Genomic DNA, 17,674 nt, shown 5'->3' with positions numbered 1-17,674 from the left:
GATCCTTCCCATGACCTTTTCCCTGGCCACCCTGCGCGTCGACGGCAGGCCCACGCCCGTGCTGTCCCTCGACGGCCGTCACTGGGCGCTGGCGGACGTCGCCCCCGAGGCACTGCACCCGGAGCCGGTACGCGGCCTGATGAACGTCTTCGACCACTGGGAGCGGACCGAGCCGATCCTCGTCGAGGCGGCCGAGCGGCTCGCCGACGGCACGGACACCACCGCGCCGCTGCCCGCCCCGGCCGCGCCGGAGGACGTCCTCACGCCTCTCCAGTTCCCCCGCAAGGTCGTGATGACCGGCGCCAACTACTACGACCACATGGAGAAGGACGGCGGTCACACCGACTGGGAGAAGGACAAGAAGATCCCCCTGTTCTTCTTCAAGCCGCCGACCACCTCGCTGGTGGGGCCGGGGAAGACCGTGCGCTACCCCGAGCAGACGGAGAAGTTCGACTACGAGCTCGAACTCGCCGTCGTCATCGGCAGGCGGGGGCGTCGGCTGACGCTGGAGAACGCGATGGAGCATGTGGCCGGATACACGATCGCGATCGACCTCTCCGCCCGGGACTGGCAGCGGCATCCCCGACACCTGGTGAAGTTCGACCTGTTCGGCGGCAAGGCCTTCGACGACAGCTGCCCGCTCGGACCGGCGATCGTCCCGGCCCGGTACGTCGACGAGAACGACCTGCGCCTGCGGTTCTGGCTCAACGGCGAGCCCCGGCAGGACGCCAACACCCGGGACATGATCTGGTCCATTCCCGAGCAGTTGGTGAAGATCACCGAGCATCTGACGCTGGAGCCGGGAGACGTGGTCTCCACCGGCACCCCGGCCGGTGTCGGCCTCGGCACCGGGCGGTGGATGAAGGTCGGCGACCTGCTGGAGGGCGAGATCACCGGCCTCGGCCGCCTCACCGTCGAGATCGTCGAGGGAACCGCCGTATGAACCGACCGGGGAGTCCCAGCAAGTGACCCTTGACGCCACTCGCCGCAGATAGCAACACTTCTCGACGAGTTTCCAACAGGAAGCGTCAAAAGGTCGCAGTGCTGGAGCCCTGGAGGTCGGCTTGCAGGAGTACGCCGGATACGTCTTCGTCTACTTCACCGGCGAGGGCAGCCCGGACGGCGAGCAGATCAGGTTCGCGCTCAGCCGGGGCGACGACCCGTTGCGCTGGCGTGAGCTGAACGGCGGTGCGCCGGTGCTCACCTCGGACCTCGGCACGCGCGGACTGCGTGATCCGTTCCTCGTCCGCGCCCCGGAGGGCGACCGGTTCTTCCTGATCGCCACCGACCTCAGGATGCACGGCGAACCGGACGGCGACTGGGACCGGGTGCAGCGCACCGGCAGCACCTCCCTCATGGTCTGGGAGAGCACCGACCTGGTGCACTGGACCGACCGCCGCCTGGTGCGCGTCGCCCCCGGCACCGCCGGGAACGTCTGGGCCCCCGAGGCCTGTCACGACCCCGACCTCGGCGCGTACGTCGTCTTCTGGGCGTCGAAGCTGTACGCGGAGGACGACCCGGACCACACCGCCGACACCCACAACCGCATGCTGTCCGCGACCACCCAGGACTTCCGCGTCTTCAGCGAGCCCCAGGTCTGGAACGACCCCGGCCACTCGGTCATCGACTCGACCGTCGTCCGGCACGACGGCACCTACTACCGCTTCACCAAGGACGAGCGGGCCAACTCCCCCGCCGCCCCCGGCGGAAAGTTCCTCACCGCCGAGAAGTCGACCGGGCTGCGCGCCCCCGCGTACACCTTCGTGGCCGACCGGATCGGGCAGGGGGCGATCGAGCAGGGTGAGGGGCCGATCGTCTTCCGGTCCAACGCCGACGACCACAAGTGGTACCTGTTCATCGACGAGTTCAGCGGACGCGGCTACGTCCCCTTCGAGACCGCCGATCCGGACTCCGGCACGTGGACGCCGTGCGAGGAGCACGCGCTGCCGCCGGGCGCCCGGCACGGCGCGGTGCTGCCGGTGACGCGCGCCGAGTACGACCGGCTGCTCGCCGCGTGGGCGCCGAAGGCGTCCGTGGTCGACGCCACCGTCCCGGCGGACGGACTGAAGGCGTACGCACTCGTCGACGACGCCGCCTCCAAGGTCGTCCTGCCCCTGCACCCGGGCATCGAACTCGACGGTCTCGCCCCGGAGTTCGACCTGTCGGCGGATGCCCGGATCGAACCGCCGTCCGGCACCCCGCGCGACTTCCGCGCCCCGCGGCGGTACACCGTCACCACCGCCGACGGGACCGCCCGCACCTGGACGGTCGAGGCCGTTCCCATGCGCAGCCCCCTCCTGCCGGGGCTGCACGCCGACCCCAACATCCAGGAGTTCCACGGCCGTTACTACCTCTACCCGACGACGGACGGCTTCGAGGGCTGGGGCGGCACCCGGTTCCAGGTGTACTCCTCCGACGACCTGGTCACCTGGCAGGACCACGGGGTCGCCCTCGACCTGGAGTCGGACGTGAGCTGGGCGGACCGCTACGCCTGGGCGCCGGCCGCCGGGGAGCGCGACGGGTCGTACTACTTCTACTTCTGCGCGAACCAGCAGATCGGGGTGGCCGTCGCGGACAGCCCGACCGGCCCGTTCCGGGACGCCCTGGACCGGCCGCTCATCGGGCGCGACGACTACGAGGGCCAGATGATCGACCCGGCCGTCTTCCAGGACGACGACGGCACGGCGTACCTCTACTGGGGCAACTGCGAGGCGTACGGGGTGCCGCTCGGCGAGGACATGGTGTCCTTCGATCCGGCGCTGGTACGGCGGTTCACCCCGGACGGCTTCCGGGAGGGCGCCTTCGTCATCAAACGGCGGGGCGTCTACTACTTCATGTGGTCGGAGGACGACACCCGCAGCGAGGACTACCGCGTCGCCTATGCCACCGGCCCCTCCCCGCTGGGCCCGTGGACCAAGAAGGGGGTGATCCTGCGAAAGCGCCCGGAGTACGGGATCCTCGCCACCGGCCACCACACGGTCGTCAACGTCCCCGGCACCGACGACTGGTTCATCTGCTACCACCGGTTCGCCATCCCCGGCCCCGGTACTCCGCGCGGCGACGGCACGCACCGCGAATCCACCCTGGACCGGCTGGTGTTCGCGGCGGACGGCTCGATCGAGGAGGTCGTACCGACGCTGGAGTCCATCGGACCGGTCTGAGAGCGCTCAGGTCCGGCCCAGGACGATCCGGGCGGCGACCGGCAGATGGTCGCTGCCGGTCGCGGGGAGGGTGCGGATGTCGGTGACGGTCGCCGAGCGGGCCATGACCTGGTCGATCCGGGTGAGCGGGAAGCCGGCGGGATAGCTGAAGGCGAAGCCCCGCTCGGCCGTGTTCAGCCGTGCGGTCAGGGGCGCCAGCCCGCGGTCGTCGACCGTGCCGTTGAGGTCGCCGAGCAGGATCACGGGGTCGCGGCTCTCGGCGGCGACGGCCCGGCCCAGCAGCGCGGCGCTCTCGTCACGCCGCTGGGAGGCGAGTCCGCCCAACCCCACGCGGACGGAGGGCAGATGGGCGACGTACGCGGCGATGTCGCCGTGCGGGGTGCGGACCACCGCGCGCAGCCCGCGATTCCACTCCTCCACGATGCCCCGCGGCTTGATGTCCAGCAGCCGCGCCTCGGTGAGGGGGTGCTTCGACCAGAGGCCGACGGTGCCCCGGACCGCGTGGTGCGGGTAGTCCGGGGCGAGGGCCCTCTCGTAGACCGGGAGCGCCGTGGGCACCAGTTCCTCCAGCGCGATGAGGTCGGGGCCCGCGTCCGCGAGGGCACGGGCCGTGCCCGCCGGGTCGGTGTTCTCGTCGCCGACGTTGTGCTGCACCACGACCAGATCGCGCGCGCCGGGCCCAGCGCCGGGCAGCAGCAGCCCGCCGAAGGTGTACGTCCAGGCCGCCACCGGCAGCAGGAGGGCCAGCAGCGCGACGGCCGAACGGTACAGCAGGCCCAGGCCGAGCAAGGCCACGACGACCAGGCCGAGCCAGGGCAGGAAGGCCTCCAGCAGACTGCCCGCGCGGCCCACCCAGTTGGGGACCGCGCCGGGGAAGAACAGCAGCCCCGCCGTCAGCACCGCCACCACGGCGAGCACCCGTCCCGGGCCGGGGCGGTCCGGCCTCACGCGGTCGCCGTCGTGTGCAGGGTCTTGCGGGCGTACTGGGCGAAGGCGCGGGCTCTGCGGGTGGGAGTGACGCTCGCGGCGTGGGCGATCACGACCCTGACCTCCTCCAGCGGGTCGCTGATGGGTACCGACGCCAGGGGCAGGCCCTCGAAGCTGGTGTCGGTCGGCCAGCGCTGGATCAGCAGGGAGTAGCCGAGGCCCCGGGCGACCAGGCCGCGGACGGCCTCGATGGAGGAGGTGCGGTAGCGGATGTTCGGTTTGACGCCGACGCCGTGCATCCAGCGGTCGGCGTTGGCCGGGGCGGGCGGCGCCGCGTAGAGGATCAGGGGCTCGTCGGCGAGTTCGGTCAGGGAGACGGCGTCCCGCCCGGCCAGGGGGTGGCCCGGCGGGAGGATCACGTACGGCCTGTTGGCCCGCACGGTGGCGCACGTCAGGCCCGTCTCGGCGCCGGTCTCGTACAGCAGGCCCAGATCGCAGGCGCCGTCCAGGAGGGCCTGCCGGATCTCCTCCTGGGAGCCGTCGACGAAGCGCAGGTCGACGCCGGGGTGGAGCCGGGTGAAGCCGTCGACGAGGGGTGGGACCAGGAACGGGGAGAGGGTGGTGTAGCAGCCGATCGTCAGACGGCCGGCGAGCTGCCCCTCCTCGGCCCTGGCGTCGGCCTTGAGGTCCTCGGCGCGGGCGAGGACGGCCTGGGCGTGGGCCAGGACCCGGGTGCCGGCCTCGGTGAGGAAGACGCCCTTGGCCCGCCGCCGGACCAGGAGTTGTACGCCGAGCCGGCGTTCGAGGTCGGCGATCGCGGTGGAGATACCGGCCTGGGAGGCATGGCAGCGCACGGCGGCGGCGCTCATCGAGCCCGTGTCCGCCACGGCCACGAAGTACTCCAGCTGTCTGAGCGAGAAGTCAGCGGTCATGAGCCGTCCTCAGTCGTGCGGTGCCTGGCCGCTGACCCGGTGGTCCGCGTGGCTGAGCGCCTCCACGACCAGGCGCCGCAAGTGCCCGTCGCCGAGGCGGTAGTAGATGTGCCGGCCCTCCCGGCGGGTGTCCACGAGTCCGGCGAGCCGCAGCTTGGCGAGGTGCTGGCTGACGGCCGTGCGGGACGCCTCGCAGCGCTCGGCCAGGGAGCCGACGTCCGACTCGCCCTGCGCGAGCAGCCACAGCAGATGCAGCCGGGTGACGTCGGAGAGCATCGCGAACACTCCGGTCGCCTCGATGAGCCGTGCGCTGTCGGGGGCACGCAGATGCGCACCGGACGCAGGTGAGACGGCATGGCGTTCAGGCATGTGCCCAGCGTAGGCGCTCCGCTGGGGGTGCGGAGGGGGTCGGCTTTCGGCTGCGGGTCGAGTGTGGCTGGTCGCGCAGTTCCCCGCGCCCCTTCGGGGGCGCGTCGGCGTGCGCACCGTCTGCCTTCATGTGCGCAGGTGCGCACATGAGAGTTATGATCTGCTCATGCTTGTCGTTCTGCGTCAGCGTGTTTATCGGCGGCTGTTTGTCGCTCAGGTCGTGGCACTCGTGGGGACGGGGCTGGCGACCGTCGCGCTGGGGCTGCTGGCCTACGATCTCGCGGGGGCCGACGCCGGAGCCGTGCTCGGTACGGCGCTGGCGATCAAGATGGTGGCGTACGTGGTGATCGCGCCGGCCGTCGGTGCGGTCGCCGACCGGGTGCCGCGACGGGCGCTGATGGTGTCGGCGGACCTGGTGCGCGCGGGGATCGCCGTGTCGCTGCCGTTCGTCGGCGAGGTCTGGCAGGTGTACGTCCTGGTGTTCCTCCTGCAGTCCGCGTCGGCCGCCTTCACGCCCACGTTCCAGGCCGTCATCCCCGAGGTGCTGCCCGAGGAGCGCGACTACACGCGGGCGCTGTCGATGTCACGGCTCGCGTACGACCTGGAGAGCCTCTTCTCCCCCGCGCTCGCGGCCGCCCTGTTGTCGGTCATGACCTACGACTGGTTGTTCAGCGGCACGGTCGTCGGCTTTCTCGCCTCCGCCGCGCTGGTCGTCTCGACCGCCCTGCCCGCGCGGGCCGCCGAATCCGTGCCGCGCACGGGCGGTGTGTACGCCAGGGCCACGGCCGGGACGCGTCTGTTCCTCGGCGCCCCCGGGCTGCGGTCCCTGCTCGCCCTGAACCTCGCGGTCGCGGCGGCCGGGGCCATGGTGACGGTCAACTCCGTCGTCTACGTCCGTGACGTACTGGGCCTGTCGGCGGGCGCCGTCGCGCTGGCGCTGGGGGCGTACGGGGCCGGGTCGATGGCCGTGGCCCTGGTACTGCCGCGTGTGCTGGACAAGGTGCCGGACCGGGCGGTGATGCTGCCGGGCGCGCTGTCCCTGGCCGTCGTCTTCGCCGGGCTCGGGGTCGTCACGGCCGCGCGGGACGGGAGTTGGCGGCTGCCCGCGCTGCTCGTGCTCTGGGCCGCGTTCGGTGCCGCGTCCTCGGCGGTGCTCACCCCCACCGGGCGCCTGATCCGTCGCGCGGTGCCGCCCGGGGAGCGTACGGCCGCGTTCGCCGCGCAGTTCTCCCTCTCGCACGGCTGCTGGCTGCTGACGTATCCGCTCGCCGGGTGGCTGGGGGCGGCCGCCGGGCTGGGCTGGGCGGTGCTCGCGCTGGGGACGATCGCCCTGGGCGCGGCACTGCTGGCCGTACGGCTGTGGCCGGCGCGGGCGGCGGCCGGCACGCGCCCGGCGCCCGCGCCGGCCGCCCACGCGCACCCGGGCCACGTGCGCGCGGCCCGGGTGCGCGCGGCCCGGCTGCGGGTGACCCATGTGCACACGGACCTGCCCCTCGGCCATCCCCATCTGGCGGGCGCCCTGCGGGTGCCGACGGGCTGGCGGCACCGTCACTCCGGGGGGCACTGAGCCGATCACGCGCCCGTCGCACGCCGGTTCGTCACCCGCGGTTCGTCACACGCTGAGCGCCGCGCAGACCATCACACGCTGAGCGCCGCGCGGACCGTCTGCTCGGAGCCCGTGCCGCCCTCGCCCGACGAGGTGACCCGGCCCGCCTCCAGCACGTAGTACCGCCCGGCCGCGCGCATGGCGAAGCCGACGTGCTGTTCGACGAGGAGGACGGAGAGGCCGCCCCGGCGGGTCAGGGCGAGGATCGTCTCCTCGATCTCGGCGACGACGGAGGGCTGGATGCCCTCGGTCGGCTCGTCGAGGAGGAGGAGCCGGGGGCGGGTGATCAGGGCGCGGGCCAGGGCGAGTTGCTGGCGCTGGCCGCCGGAGAGGAGACCGGCCCGGCGGCCGGACAGTTCCCGCAGGACGGGGAAGAGGTCCAGGGCCTCCGCGGTCGCCTCCTTGCCGTCCGGGCGGCCGTCGGCGACCAGTCGCAGGTTCTCGGCGGTGGTGAGGTGCGGGAAGGACTGCTGGCCCTGGGGGACGTAGGCCATGCCCCGGGCCACCCGCTGGTGCGGGGCGAGGTGGGTGATGTCCTCGCCGTCCAGCCGCACGGTCCCGCCCTTCGGCCTGATGAGGCCCATGGCGGCGCGCAGCAGGGTGCTCTTGCCGGCGCCGTTGTGGCCGAGGACGGCACCGACGCCGTCCTTCGGGACGGAGAGGGTCACACCGTGCAGCACGGTCGTCCGGTCGTAGCCGGCCCGGACGGAGTCGATCTCCAGCATGGGCGTCATGCCTCCTCGGCGGCGGGGACGGGGACGGGCGGGGGCGGGGTCGCGGCGGGCTCCTCGGTGGCGGGCTCCTCGGTGGCGGGCTCGGACGCGCGGCCGAGGTAGACCTCCTGGACCCTGGCGTCGGCCTGGACCTCGGTCACGGAGCCCTCGCTGAGCACCTGGCCGGCGTGCAGGACGGTGACGGTGCGGGCGAAGGAGCGCATGAAGTCCATGTCGTGCTCGATGACGACGACCGTGTGGTCCTCGGCGACGCGCCTGAGCAGCTCGCCCGTGGCCTCCCGTTCGTCGTGGCTCATCCCGGCCACCGGCTCGTCCAGCAGGAGCAGCTTCACGTCCTGGACGAGGAGCATGCCGATCTCCAGCCACTGCTTCTGGCCGTGCGCCAGGACCCCCGCCGGGCGGTCGCGCAGGTGGGTCAGGCCCGTGGTCTCCAGGGCCCGGGTCACCGCCTCCGGCACGCCTTTGCGGCGGCGGAGCAGCGTCAGCGGGCCGCGTCCGGCGCCGGCCGCGATGTCGAGGTTCTGCAGGACGGTGAGTTGCTCGAAGACGGTGGCCGTCTGGAACGTCCGGCCGATGCCGAGGCGGGCGATCCGATGCACCGGCTTGCCGATGAGTTCCTCGCCGCCGAAGCGGACCGATCCGGTGGACTTCACGAGGCCGGTGACGGCGTCCACGAGGGTCGTCTTGCCGGCGCCGTTCGGGCCGATGAGGAAGCGCAGGTCACCGGGGCGGATGTCGAGGTCCACGCCGTCGACGGCGTGGAAACCGTCGAACGTCACCCGGAGATCGCGGATCGTCAGTCCCTCGCCGCTCATGCCGTTCCTCCTGTCGGGGCCGGGGCCGTGGTGATCGTCCTGGGGGTACGGCGTCGGCGCGCCACGCCCGCCAGGGACGCCAGGCCGCCGGGCAGGAAGCCGACGGCGAGGACGAACAGCAGGCCCTGGAGGTAGGTCCAGGCGGCGGGGAAGGCGTCGGAGAGGGTGCTCTGCGCCCAGGCGACCGCGATCGCGCCGAGCACGGCACCCACCAGGGAGGCCCGGCCGCCCACCGCCGCGCCGATGACGAAGCCGATGGAGGGGACGATGCCGATCAGGGCCGGGGAGATGATGCCGACCGCCGGGACGAAGAGGGCACCGGCGAGACCGGCCATGCCCGCCGCCACGACGTACGCGACGAGCTTGACGGTGGCGGGGTCGTAGCCGAGGAACCGGACGCGCTCCTCGGAGTCCCGTACGGCGACGAGGAGTTCGCCGTAGCGGCTGACGAACAGCTGGCGGGCGGCGGCCATCAGCAGCAGGAGCACGGCGGCGATGATGAAGTACACCATCTTCTGGTTGACCGGGTCGTTGAGGTCGTAGCCGAAGAAGCCCTGGATGTCGGTGAGGCCGTTGGTGCCGCCGGTGGTGGCCTGCTGGCCGACCAGCCAGATGGCGAGGGCGGCTGCCAGCGCCTGGCTGAGGATCGCGAAGTAGGCGCCCTTGACCCGGCGGCGGAAGACGAGGAAGCCGAGCAGCGCGGCGACCGCCATCGGCAGCAGCACGGTCATGGCGAGGGCGAACAGCGGATTGGCGAACGGCTGCCACCACCACGGCAGGGTGTCGCCGGTGCCGTAGAGCTGCATGAAGTCGGGCAGCGTCTGACCGGTGTCGGCGGCGTCGGCGAGCTTGAGGTGCATGGCCATGGCGTAGCCGCCGAGACCGAAGAAGACACCCTGGCCGAGGACGAGCAGTCCGCCGCGGCCCCAGGCGAGGCTGACGCCGACCGCGACGATCGCGTAACACAGGTATTTGGCGAGGAGGTTGAGCCGGAAGTCGGAGAGGGCGAGCGGGGCGACACCGAGCAGCAGGACGGCGCCGAGGAGGAACGCGCCGGGGACGCGGAAGCGGTCGAGGAGGGAGGGTGCGGGCTCCGCCGGGTCGGGAACGGTCTTCTCGGGAACGGGAGTTGTCGTCGTCATGCGAGGCTCCGGGTGCGCAGTGTGTACAGGCCCTGGGGTCGCCACTGCAGGAAGGCGACGATCGCCACGAGCACGACGACCTTGGCGACACTGACCGTCGTCGAGTATTCGAGGACCGACTGCAGGACGCCGAGCGCGAAGGCCGTGATGACACTGCCCTTGAGCTGGGCGACGCCACCGACGACCACGACCAGGAAGGCGTCGACGATGTAGTTGGTGCCCATCGTCGGACCGATCGGGCCGACCAGGGTCAGCGCGACACCGGCCACGCCCGCGAGGCCCGAGCCGATGAAGAAGGTCGTACGGTCCACGCGTTCGGTCGCGATACCGGACACCTCGGCGAGGTCCCGGTTCTGCACCACGGCCCGGATACGGCGGCCCAGCGGGGTCAGCCGCAGGATCAGGGTGAGGCCGAGGACGCAGAGCAGGGCGAGGCCGAGGATGAACAGCCGGTTGTTGGCGAAGGAGACGCCGCCGGCCGAGATGTTGCCGGTGAGGAGGTCGGGTGCGGCCGTCTGCACGTTCGGGGCGCCGAAGATGTCCCGGGCCAGCTGCTGGAGCATCAGGGAGACGCCCCAGGTGACCAGCAGGGTGTCCAGGGGTCTGGTGTACAGACGGCGGATGAGCAGCCATTCGAGCAGCGCGCCCATCGCTCCGGCGACGAGGAAGGCGGCGGGGAGGGCGACGAGGAGGGAGGTGCCGGCGCCGCTGATGGACTTCTGCAGGACGTACGTGGTGTACGCGCCGGCCATGATGAACTCGCCGTGCGCCATGTTGATCACGCCCATCTGACCGAAGGTGAGGGTCAGGCCGAGGGCGATGAGGAGGAGGACGGCGCCGATGCTGATGCCGGTGAACGATTGATTGAGGATGACCGTCATGACGCGGCTCCGGGTCGGGGGGTGGGGGTGCGTTGGCGGGTGCGGGTCCGGTGGGGGTTGCTCGCGCAGTTCCCCGCGCCCCTGAAAAGCGCGGGCTGCGCCCGCTGCTTTATGCTTTCAGGGGTGCGGGTCCGCGGACTCACGACAGACCGGTGGCCCAGTCGTACCCCTTCAGATACGGGTCCGGCGCAATCGGCTTGCCGGAGTTCCAGATCTCCTCGATCAGGCCGTCCGAGCCGATCTTTCCGATGCGGGCCGTCTTGTAGACGTGCTGGGTCGCCCCGTCGACGGTGACCTTGCCCTCGGGGGCGTCGAGTTCGATGCCGCCCGCCGCCTTCTTCACCTTGGTCACGTCGAAGGACCCGGCCTTCTCGACCATCTCCTTCCAGAGGTACACGGAGATGTACGCGGCCTCCATGGGGTCGCTGGTCGGCTTGTCCTTGCCGTAGGCGGCCTGGTAGGCGGCCACGAACTTGGTGTTGGCGGCGCCCGGTGTGGTCTCGTAGTAGTTCCAGGCGGTCAACTGGCCCTCCAGGTACTGCGTGCCGATGCTCTTGACCTCCTCCTCGGCGATCGACACCGAAAGCACCGGCAGGCTCTTCGCGGTGAGCCCGGCGGACTTGTACTCCTTGAAGAAGGCCACGTTGCTGTCACCGTTGAGGGTGTTGAACACGGCGTCCGCGCCCGCGTCCTTGACCTTGTTGACGATGGTGCCGAACTCCGTGGAGCCGAGCGGCGCGTAATCCTCGCCGACCACCTTCAGGCCCTGGGCCTCCGCGTACGCCTTGATGATCTTGTTGGCGGTGCGCGGGAAGACGTAGTCGCTGCCCACCAGGTACAGCCGGGTCAGGCCCTGCTTCTTGAGGTAGTCGAGGGCGGGCACGATCTGCTGGTTGGTGGTGGCGCCGATGTAGAAGATGTACGGCGACTGCTCCAGGCCCTCGTACTGGACGGGGTAGAACAGGAGCGACTTGTAGCGCTCGAAGACGGGTTTGACGGCCTTGCGGCTGGCGGAGGTCCAGCAGCCGAAGGTGGCGGCCACCTTGTCGTCGGTGATCAGGGCCTCCGCCTTCTCCGCGAAGGTCGGCCAGTCGGAGGCGCCGTCCTGGCTGATGGGCTTGAGCTTCTTGCCGAGGACACCGCCGGCGGCGTTGATCTCCTTCACCGCGAGCAGCAGCGCGTTGTGGACGGTGACCTCGCTGATGGCCATGGTGCCGGAGAGCGAGTTCAACAGTCCCACCTTGACGGTGTCGCCGGAGGTGTCCGCCTGTGCTCCGGCGTTCGACGAGGTGCCGCTGCCGGTCTTGGCCCCGCACGCGCTGAGGGCGGCGGTCGTACCGAGCGCCGACGCGCCCGCGAGGATGCCGCGTCTGCTGATGCCGATCCCGGACATGCCTTACCTCCTAGGTCGCTGAAGTGCGACCACAGCCTGCGAGGCGACTGTTTCCCTTGCGTTTCGGGGCAATTGAAGAACAGTTTCCTCAGGAAGTATTTTTCTGAGGCCGCGGAGGATTTGTTACTTCCCACAGAAAGGATGTACTCCTGGTTTTTTGTCAGGAGCGGGGTCGGCGAAGGTAAGCTCCCGGCATCACGTCGCGGGGGCGGGTGCAGGCGAGTTGAGGAGTGCGATGGCGAAGCGGCCCGAGGAACTGCTCCATCTGCTGACCCGTGCCGAGCGTCTGTCCGTGCGCCGAGTCCAGTCCGTGCTGGACGAGTTCGACTGTTCCGTGGAGGCCTGGCGGGTCCTCGACCTGCTCTCCGACGGACAGGGGCACAACATGTCGGCGCTCGCCTCGCACGCCTTCCTGCCGGCGCCGAGCCTGACCAAACTGATCGACCAACTCGTCGACCAGAACCTGGTGTTCCGTCGTGTCGACCCCGTCGACCGGCGCCGTGTCCTCGCCCATCTCACCCCGCGCGGCCTGGAGCGATGGCAGCTGCTCGCCCGTGAAGTCCGCGTCGACTGGACCGAGTCGGAGCCGCTGACCGACGAGGACGGCAAGCATCTGCACCTGCTGCTGGACCGGCTGGCGCGGACCCTGGAGAGCGGTGGCGGCACCGACGGCCGGGGCGGGGTCAGCGCAGGTCGTGCGGAGCGGACAGCTGGGCGAGGACGTTGAAGTCGTAGCCGTCGGCCTGCGCAAGGTAGATGCGCTGGCGCACATGCCGCCCGTCCAGACCGAGCAGGCCGCGCGGTCCCTCGTACGAGACGGTGTCGGCGGCCGCCCCGATCGCGGTGACGTCCAGGGCGCGGGCCCGCTCGACGAGGGCGGCGAGCAGCAGGACACCCTCGTAGCAGGACTCGCCGAGGCTGCCCGGGAGCGGTGCCTGGAGGCCGAAGCGGCCGGCGTACTGGCCGTGGAAGTCCAGGGTGTTCTGGTCGGCGAGCGAGGCGAAGAACCCGGCCGTGCTGTACAGGTCGAGGGTGGCCTCGGGGCCGCTGCCCAGCAGCATGTTCTCGTCCATCAGCGTGCTCAGTCTGAGGCACCGCCGGTCGAGGCCGGAGGCGGCGAAGGCGCGGTTGAAGCGGACCGCGTCGCTGCCGACCAGGAGCATCAGGACCCCGTCGGCGTCGGCCCGCTCGATGCGCCGCAGGACGGCCTCGAAGTCCTCGGTGCCGAGCGGCAGATACGCCTCGCCGCGGACCCGGCCCCGGCAGGCGCGGGCGTAGCCCCGGGCCGCCCGTGCGGTGTGGCGGGGCCATACGTAGTTGTTGCCGACGACGAACCAGCGGCGCACCCCGCGTGACTCGGCGAGCAGCCGCATCGCGGGCAGCAGTTGCCAGGAGGGCGTCTCGCTCGTCATGAAGACGCCCTCGGTGCGCTCCCCGCCCTCGTACAGGGCCGTGTACACGTACGGCACCCGGTGGGCGACGCGCGGCGCCACCGCCTGCCGGACCGAGGAGATGTGCCAGCCGGTGACGCCCTGCACCGCGCCCGAGACGACGAGGGCCTCCACCTCCTCCGCGACCCGCCACGGCTCGGCCCCGCCGTCCACCTCGATCAGCCGCAGCTCCCTGCCCAGCACTCCCCCGGCCTTGTTGACCTCCTCGGCGGCCAGCCGCGCGCACGCCCCGCAGGCCGGGCCGAAGATCCCGGCGGGCCCCTGCATGGGGTAGACGAGGGCCACGTTCAGCGTCGAGGCGTCGGCCGTCACCCAGTCGGGAGTGTGCAGGCGCGACAGTGGCCGATTCATGGGCTCATGATGGCGTGATCACCAACAGCGCCCCAGACGGTGTCACGGATCGAGACCGATTCGTAGGCCGGTACCGGGGGCGGGGGCGGGCGCGAGGTCGGGTGCGGTGCCGGGGTCGGGGGCGGGGCTGGGGTTCAAGCCTGCGCTCGCGTGAACCCGTGGCTCCGCTCCACCTTCGCGACATGCAGGGTGTTGAGCCAGCAGATCCGGCGGCTGGAGGAGAAGGTCGGCCATCCGCTGTTCAGCCGCGGGCCGGGGCCCGTCGCCCTCGCCCCGGCGGGCCGGGAACTCCTGCCCGCCGCCCGGCAGGCCCTCGGCGGACTCGCGGACGGCCTCGCCGCGGCCCGGGACGCCGGCGCCAGCCGGGCAGGCCGGCTGCGGATCGGCTTCGCCGCCTCGCTCGCGCTGACCCTGCTGCCCGGGCTGCTGCGGACCTTCCGGGAGCGGTTTCCCGCCGTGGCGCTGGACATCCAGGAGATGACCACGACGCCCCAACTGGCCGCGCTGCGCGAGCGGACGATCGACATCGGTCTGCTGCGCGAACCGCCCGCCGACGAGACGGAGATCGCCTTCGCGACCGTGCTGACCGAGCCGTTCGTGGCCGTCCTGCCGTCCACGCACCCGCTCGCGGCGCAACGCGTCGTCCGCGTCGGGCAGTTGGCGGACTGCCCCTTCGTGCTGCTGCCGCGTGCCGTCGGCCCGCCGCTGTACGACCGGATCACCGGCGTGTGCGTCGCGGCGGGCTTCACACCCCGGGTGACGCAGCACGCCGTGGAGTGGCAGACCGTCTGCGCCCTGGTGGGAGCCGGGCTGGGCGTGTCCCTGGCCCCGGAGAGCATCCGCCGCATCCGCCTCAAGGGCGTCGCCTTCCGCGGGATCGGGCCCGGCTCCCCGCGCACCCGGGTCGCCGTCGCCTGGCGCAGGGACGACTCGAACCCGCTGGTCCCCCGCCTGCCGGCCACGCTCGACCAGGGGTTCAGCCCGTCGTCCACCTCTCCTCGATCCGGGCGAACCGCCACACCAGCAGCGCGACCGCCCAGGTGACGACGAACAGGCCGACGACGACATAGCCGATGACGTTGAGGTCGAGGCCGGCGACCCAGTCCCAGAACAGGCCGTGCAGATGCGCCTTCTCGGCGACGAGGCCGAGCAGTTCGACCGTGCCGATGAGCAGGGCGACGGCCACCGAGAGGCCGGTGATCGTGAGGTTGTAGTAGACCTTGCGGACCGGCCTGGAGAACGTCCAGCCGTAGGCGAAGTTCATGAACGAGCCGTCGATCGTGTCCAGGAGGGACATCCCGGCCGCGAACAGCACCGGCAGGCACAGGATCGCGTACCAGGGCAGCCCGGAGGCCGCGCCCGAACCGGCCAGGACCAGGAGCGCGACCTCGGTCGCCGTGTCGAAGCCGAGGCCGAAGAGCAGGCCCAGCGGGAACATCTGCCACGGCTTGGTGATCGACCTCATCAGGCGTCCGAGGAGGCGGTTCATGAAGCCCCGGCTGTTCAGCCGCTCCTCCAGGGCGGCCTCGTCGAAGGTGCCCGAGCGCATCTCGCGGAACACCTTCCAGATGCCCACCATGATCACCAGGTTGATGATCGCGATGACGTAGAGGAAGGTGCCGGAGACGGTGGTGCCGACCCAGCCGGTGATGTCGTGCAGGGCGGAGTCGTCGTCGCGGACCGGTCCAGCGAGCGCCTTGACGCCGAGGGTGAGCAGGAAGGTGAGGGCGAAGACGACCGAGGAGTGACCGAGGGAGAACCAGAAGCCGACCGACAGCGGGCGTTGCCCCTCGCCCATGAGTTTGCGGGTGGTGTTGTCGATGGCGGCGATGTGGTCGGCGTCGAACGCGTGCCGCATGCCCAGGGTGTAGGCGGTGACGCCCATGCCGATGCCGAAGGTCTTGCTGCCGACGCTGTAGTGCTCGGGGGCGACGATCACGACCAGCGTGAACCAGCCGATGACATGCAGCGCCAGGATGAAGCCGGCCATCCCGCCGAGGCTCGCCCACTCCTTGCGTGACATCGAGGCGCGGACGCGGCGCCAGGAGAAGCCGCCGTGGTCGGTGGGGGCGGTGGAGGGGGCGGTCTCGGTCGCAGGGGTCATGGTGCGCGTGCCTTACTCGTCGTGCCGCTTGCGTAGGTGGGTCCGGCCCCCACAGCCTTGTGCGGTGACTTGGTAGCTGCAAGAAGGTCGCAGTAAAGCTCGTGCCACGTTTCGGTCAGGGCTTCGGTACGGACTTCGGTCAAGGCTTCCGTCAGGTCAGGCTCTCCCAGTGGACCGTGCGGTCGCACCAGCGGCGGAGGAGGACGCGGTCGTGGCCGACGGCCAGCAGGCCCGCGCCGGTGGCCGTCCGGTACTCCTCCACCACGGCGACCAGCGCGGCGGTCGTGGAGGCGTCGAGCATGGCGGTCATCTCGTCGCAGATCAGCCAGCGGGGGCGCAGCACCAACGCGCGGGCGAGGCAGGCCCGTTGGAGCTGGCCGTCGCTGACCTCGTGGGGGCGTCGGGTCAGCAGGTCCGGGGTGAGGCCGACCGTGGACGCCAGTTCGGTGACCCGGTCCGGTGCCTCCGCCCGGCGGCCGGTGGCGCGCAGGGGCTCGGCGATGAGGTCGGCGAGCCGCAGCCGGGGGTCCGCCGACAGCCGGGGCTGCTGGAAGACGACGCCGAACGCGGTGCGTTGCCCGCGCGGGGCGCGGTGCCGCCATCGCCGTACGGGCGTGCCGTCGAGGGTGAGGGTTCCGGCGTCGGGGCGGTGCAGCAGGGCCGCCACCCGGGCGAGGGTGGACTTGCCGCAGCCGCTGGGGCCGAGCAGTCCGACGGCCTCGCCGGGGGCGACGGTCAGGGAGACGTCCCGTACGACGGGGGCGCGCCGGTCGTACCCGGCGGTGACGGCACGCAGGTCAAGCACGGATGTCCTCCGGGGCGGGCGGGGTCGGGGTCGGGAGGGGGGCCGGGTCGTGCGGGTGGTGGCAGGCCGGACCGTCCGTGGTCGGCGGCGGGGTGGCGCAGAGGGCGGTGGCGCGGTCGCAGCGGGCGGCGAAGGCGCAGCCGTCCGGGAGGTCGCCGAGTTCGGGGGGCATACCCGGGATGGGGGTGAAGGCGCGGTCGGGGAGGGCGTCGAGGAGGCCCCGGCTGTAGGGGTGGCGGGGGCCGGGGGTGCCGAAGAAGGCGGTGGCGTGGGTGAGTTCGACGATGCGGCCCGCGTACATGACGGCGACCCGGTCGGCGATGCGTGCGGCGGCGGCCAGGTCGTGGGTGATGACCAGCAGGGCGCGGCCCGTGCGGGTGTCGACGTGGCGGCGCAGTTCGTCGACCGTGCGGTCCACGAGGTCGCGGTCGAGTCCGGTGGTGGGTTCGTCGGCGAGCAGCAGGGGCGCGTCGCCGACGAGGGCGAGTGCGGTGGCGGCGCGTTGGGCGAGGCCGCCGGAGAGTTCGTGCGGATGCCGGTCGAGGTGGTCGGCGGGGAACGCGGCGCGCTCGGCCGCCGCCTCGGCCGCCTCGCGTACGGCCGTGCGCCCGCGTACGCCGGTGAGGGCGGCGACCGTCTCCTCCAGCTGCGAGCGGATCCTGCGGACGGGGGTGAGGTGTGCCGCGGGGCTCTGGGGCACCAGCCCGATCAGCCGGCCCCGGACCGTCCGGGCGAGCGTCCGCTCGTCGGCCCCGAGCAGCTCCAGGTCACCGAGCCGGGCCTCGCCCCTGGTCTGCGCGTTGCCCGGCAACAGCCCGAGCAGCGCCGAGGCCAGCACCGACTTGCCGCACCCGCTCTCCCCGATCAGCACCAGACACTCCCCGGCCCCGACGTCGAACCGCGCGTCGGAGACGGCGGCGACACGGCGCCCGCCGGGCATCAGGAACCGCACGGAGAGCCCGCGCACGGACAGGACGACGGGGCGTTCGGGGCCGGGGGCGCG

17 protein-coding genes are annotated in these 17,674 nt (G+C 71.8%); 5 read left to right on the top strand and 12 right to left on the bottom strand.

Annotated features, from left to right (window positions below; translation table 11 throughout):
* Positions 1-10 precede the first annotated feature (10 nt).
* Positions 11-943 carry a fumarylacetoacetate hydrolase family protein gene (locus ACZ7MG_RS03620; RefSeq protein WP_471396554.1) on the top strand — a complete coding sequence of 311 codons (933 nt, stop codon included), beginning with the start codon at positions 11-13 and terminating at the stop codon, positions 941-943.
* A gap of 121 nt (positions 944-1,064) precedes the next feature.
* Complete coding sequence (locus ACZ7MG_RS03615; protein ID WP_471396551.1) at positions 1,065-3,161, top strand: glycoside hydrolase family 43 protein; 2,097 nt, start codon at positions 1,065-1,067, stop codon at positions 3,159-3,161.
* A gap of 6 nt (positions 3,162-3,167) precedes the next feature.
* Here the strand turns inward: ACZ7MG_RS03615 and ACZ7MG_RS03610 are convergent, their stop codons facing one another.
* The 3 genes from ACZ7MG_RS03610 to ACZ7MG_RS03600 are packed head-to-tail and all read right to left on the bottom strand — an operon-like array spanning position 3,168 to position 5,389.
* Positions 3,168-4,109 (bottom strand): endonuclease/exonuclease/phosphatase family protein, encoded by a 942-nt coding sequence (locus ACZ7MG_RS03610; RefSeq protein WP_471396549.1) that lies wholly within the window; start codon positions 4,107-4,109, stop codon positions 3,168-3,170.
* Positions 4,106-5,020, bottom strand: a complete 915-nt coding sequence (locus ACZ7MG_RS03605; protein ID WP_471396546.1) for a LysR family transcriptional regulator — start codon at positions 5,018-5,020, stop codon at positions 4,106-4,108. Before ACZ7MG_RS03605 ends, ACZ7MG_RS03610 begins: the two co-directional genes overlap by 4 nt.
* Positions 5,021-5,029: 9 nt before the next feature.
* Positions 5,030-5,389 (bottom strand): ArsR/SmtB family transcription factor, encoded by a 360-nt coding sequence (locus ACZ7MG_RS03600; protein WP_471396544.1) that lies wholly within the window; start codon positions 5,387-5,389, stop codon positions 5,030-5,032.
* A 166-nt stretch (positions 5,390-5,555) separates the two neighbouring features.
* Here ACZ7MG_RS03600 and ACZ7MG_RS03595 point away from each other — a divergent pair, with 166 nt between their 5' ends.
* Positions 5,556-6,956, top strand: coding sequence for an MFS transporter (locus ACZ7MG_RS03595; protein WP_471946106.1), 1,401 nt, complete (start codon positions 5,556-5,558; stop codon positions 6,954-6,956).
* A 71-nt stretch (positions 6,957-7,027) separates the two neighbouring features.
* On the opposite strand, the gene urtE is transcribed toward ACZ7MG_RS03595, so the two are convergent.
* From urtE to urtA, 5 genes are all read right to left on the bottom strand, one after another.
* Positions 7,028-7,720, bottom strand: coding sequence for an urea ABC transporter ATP-binding subunit UrtE (gene urtE, locus ACZ7MG_RS03590; RefSeq protein ID WP_471396230.1), 693 nt, complete (start codon positions 7,718-7,720; stop codon positions 7,028-7,030).
* A gap of 5 nt (positions 7,721-7,725) precedes the next feature.
* Positions 7,726-8,544: an urea ABC transporter ATP-binding protein UrtD gene (gene urtD, locus ACZ7MG_RS03585; RefSeq protein WP_471396106.1), complete on the bottom strand. Its 819-nt coding sequence runs from the start codon at positions 8,542-8,544 to the stop codon at positions 7,726-7,728.
* Entirely contained in the window at positions 8,541-9,686 is a 1,146-nt protein-coding gene (gene urtC, locus ACZ7MG_RS03580) for an urea ABC transporter permease subunit UrtC (protein ID WP_471396108.1), read from the bottom strand. The genes urtD and urtC overlap by 4 nt, the downstream gene beginning before the upstream one ends.
* On the bottom strand, positions 9,683-10,567 hold the full coding sequence (gene urtB, locus ACZ7MG_RS03575; protein WP_471396111.1) for an urea ABC transporter permease subunit UrtB: 885 nt from the start codon (positions 10,565-10,567) through the stop codon (positions 9,683-9,685). The genes urtC and urtB overlap by 4 nt, the downstream gene beginning before the upstream one ends.
* 139 nt (positions 10,568-10,706) lie before the next feature.
* Positions 10,707-11,960 carry an urea ABC transporter substrate-binding protein gene (gene urtA, locus ACZ7MG_RS03570; RefSeq protein WP_471396113.1) on the bottom strand — a complete coding sequence of 418 codons (1,254 nt, stop codon included), beginning with the start codon at positions 11,958-11,960 and terminating at the stop codon, positions 10,707-10,709.
* 235 nt (positions 11,961-12,195) lie between these two features.
* On the opposite strand from urtA, the gene ACZ7MG_RS03565 reads away from it, so the two are divergent.
* Positions 12,196-12,687, top strand: coding sequence for a MarR family winged helix-turn-helix transcriptional regulator (locus tag ACZ7MG_RS03565; protein ID WP_471396116.1), 492 nt, complete (start codon positions 12,196-12,198; stop codon positions 12,685-12,687).
* Here the strand turns inward: ACZ7MG_RS03565 and ACZ7MG_RS03560 are convergent.
* Entirely contained in the window at positions 12,644-13,762 is a 1,119-nt protein-coding gene (locus ACZ7MG_RS03560; protein WP_471396117.1) for a substrate-binding domain-containing protein, read from the bottom strand. The two genes, ACZ7MG_RS03565 and ACZ7MG_RS03560, sit on opposite strands and share 44 nt — an antisense overlap.
* Before the next feature lie 192 nt (positions 13,763-13,954).
* Here ACZ7MG_RS03560 and ACZ7MG_RS03555 point away from each other — a divergent pair, with 192 nt between their 5' ends.
* The gene (locus ACZ7MG_RS03555; protein ID WP_471396119.1) at positions 13,955-14,806 is read left to right on the top strand and encodes a LysR family transcriptional regulator; all 852 of its coding nucleotides are present in this window, start codon (positions 13,955-13,957) and stop codon (positions 14,804-14,806) included.
* On the opposite strand, the gene nicT is transcribed toward ACZ7MG_RS03555, so the two are convergent.
* The 3 genes from nicT to ACZ7MG_RS03540 form a co-directional block, all read right to left on the bottom strand.
* Entirely contained in the window at positions 14,739-15,866 is a 1,128-nt protein-coding gene (nicT, locus tag ACZ7MG_RS03550) for a Nickel transporter NicT (RefSeq protein ID WP_471396121.1), read from the bottom strand. The two genes, ACZ7MG_RS03555 and nicT, sit on opposite strands and share 68 nt — an antisense overlap.
* Positions 15,867-16,017: 151 nt before the next feature.
* Entirely contained in the window at positions 16,018-16,671 is a 654-nt protein-coding gene (locus tag ACZ7MG_RS03545) for an ABC transporter ATP-binding protein (RefSeq protein ID WP_471396122.1), read from the bottom strand.
* Entirely contained in the window at positions 16,664-17,611 is a 948-nt protein-coding gene (locus tag ACZ7MG_RS03540) for an ABC transporter ATP-binding protein (protein ID WP_471396232.1), read from the bottom strand. The genes ACZ7MG_RS03545 and ACZ7MG_RS03540 overlap by 8 nt, the downstream gene beginning before the upstream one ends.
* Positions 17,612-17,674 lie beyond the last annotated feature (63 nt).

The organism is Streptomyces sp. NPDC107538, assembly GCF_055657445.1.
The sequence above is the reverse complement of the archived record's forward strand: the minus strand, read 5'-3'. Positions and strand labels throughout refer to the sequence as shown.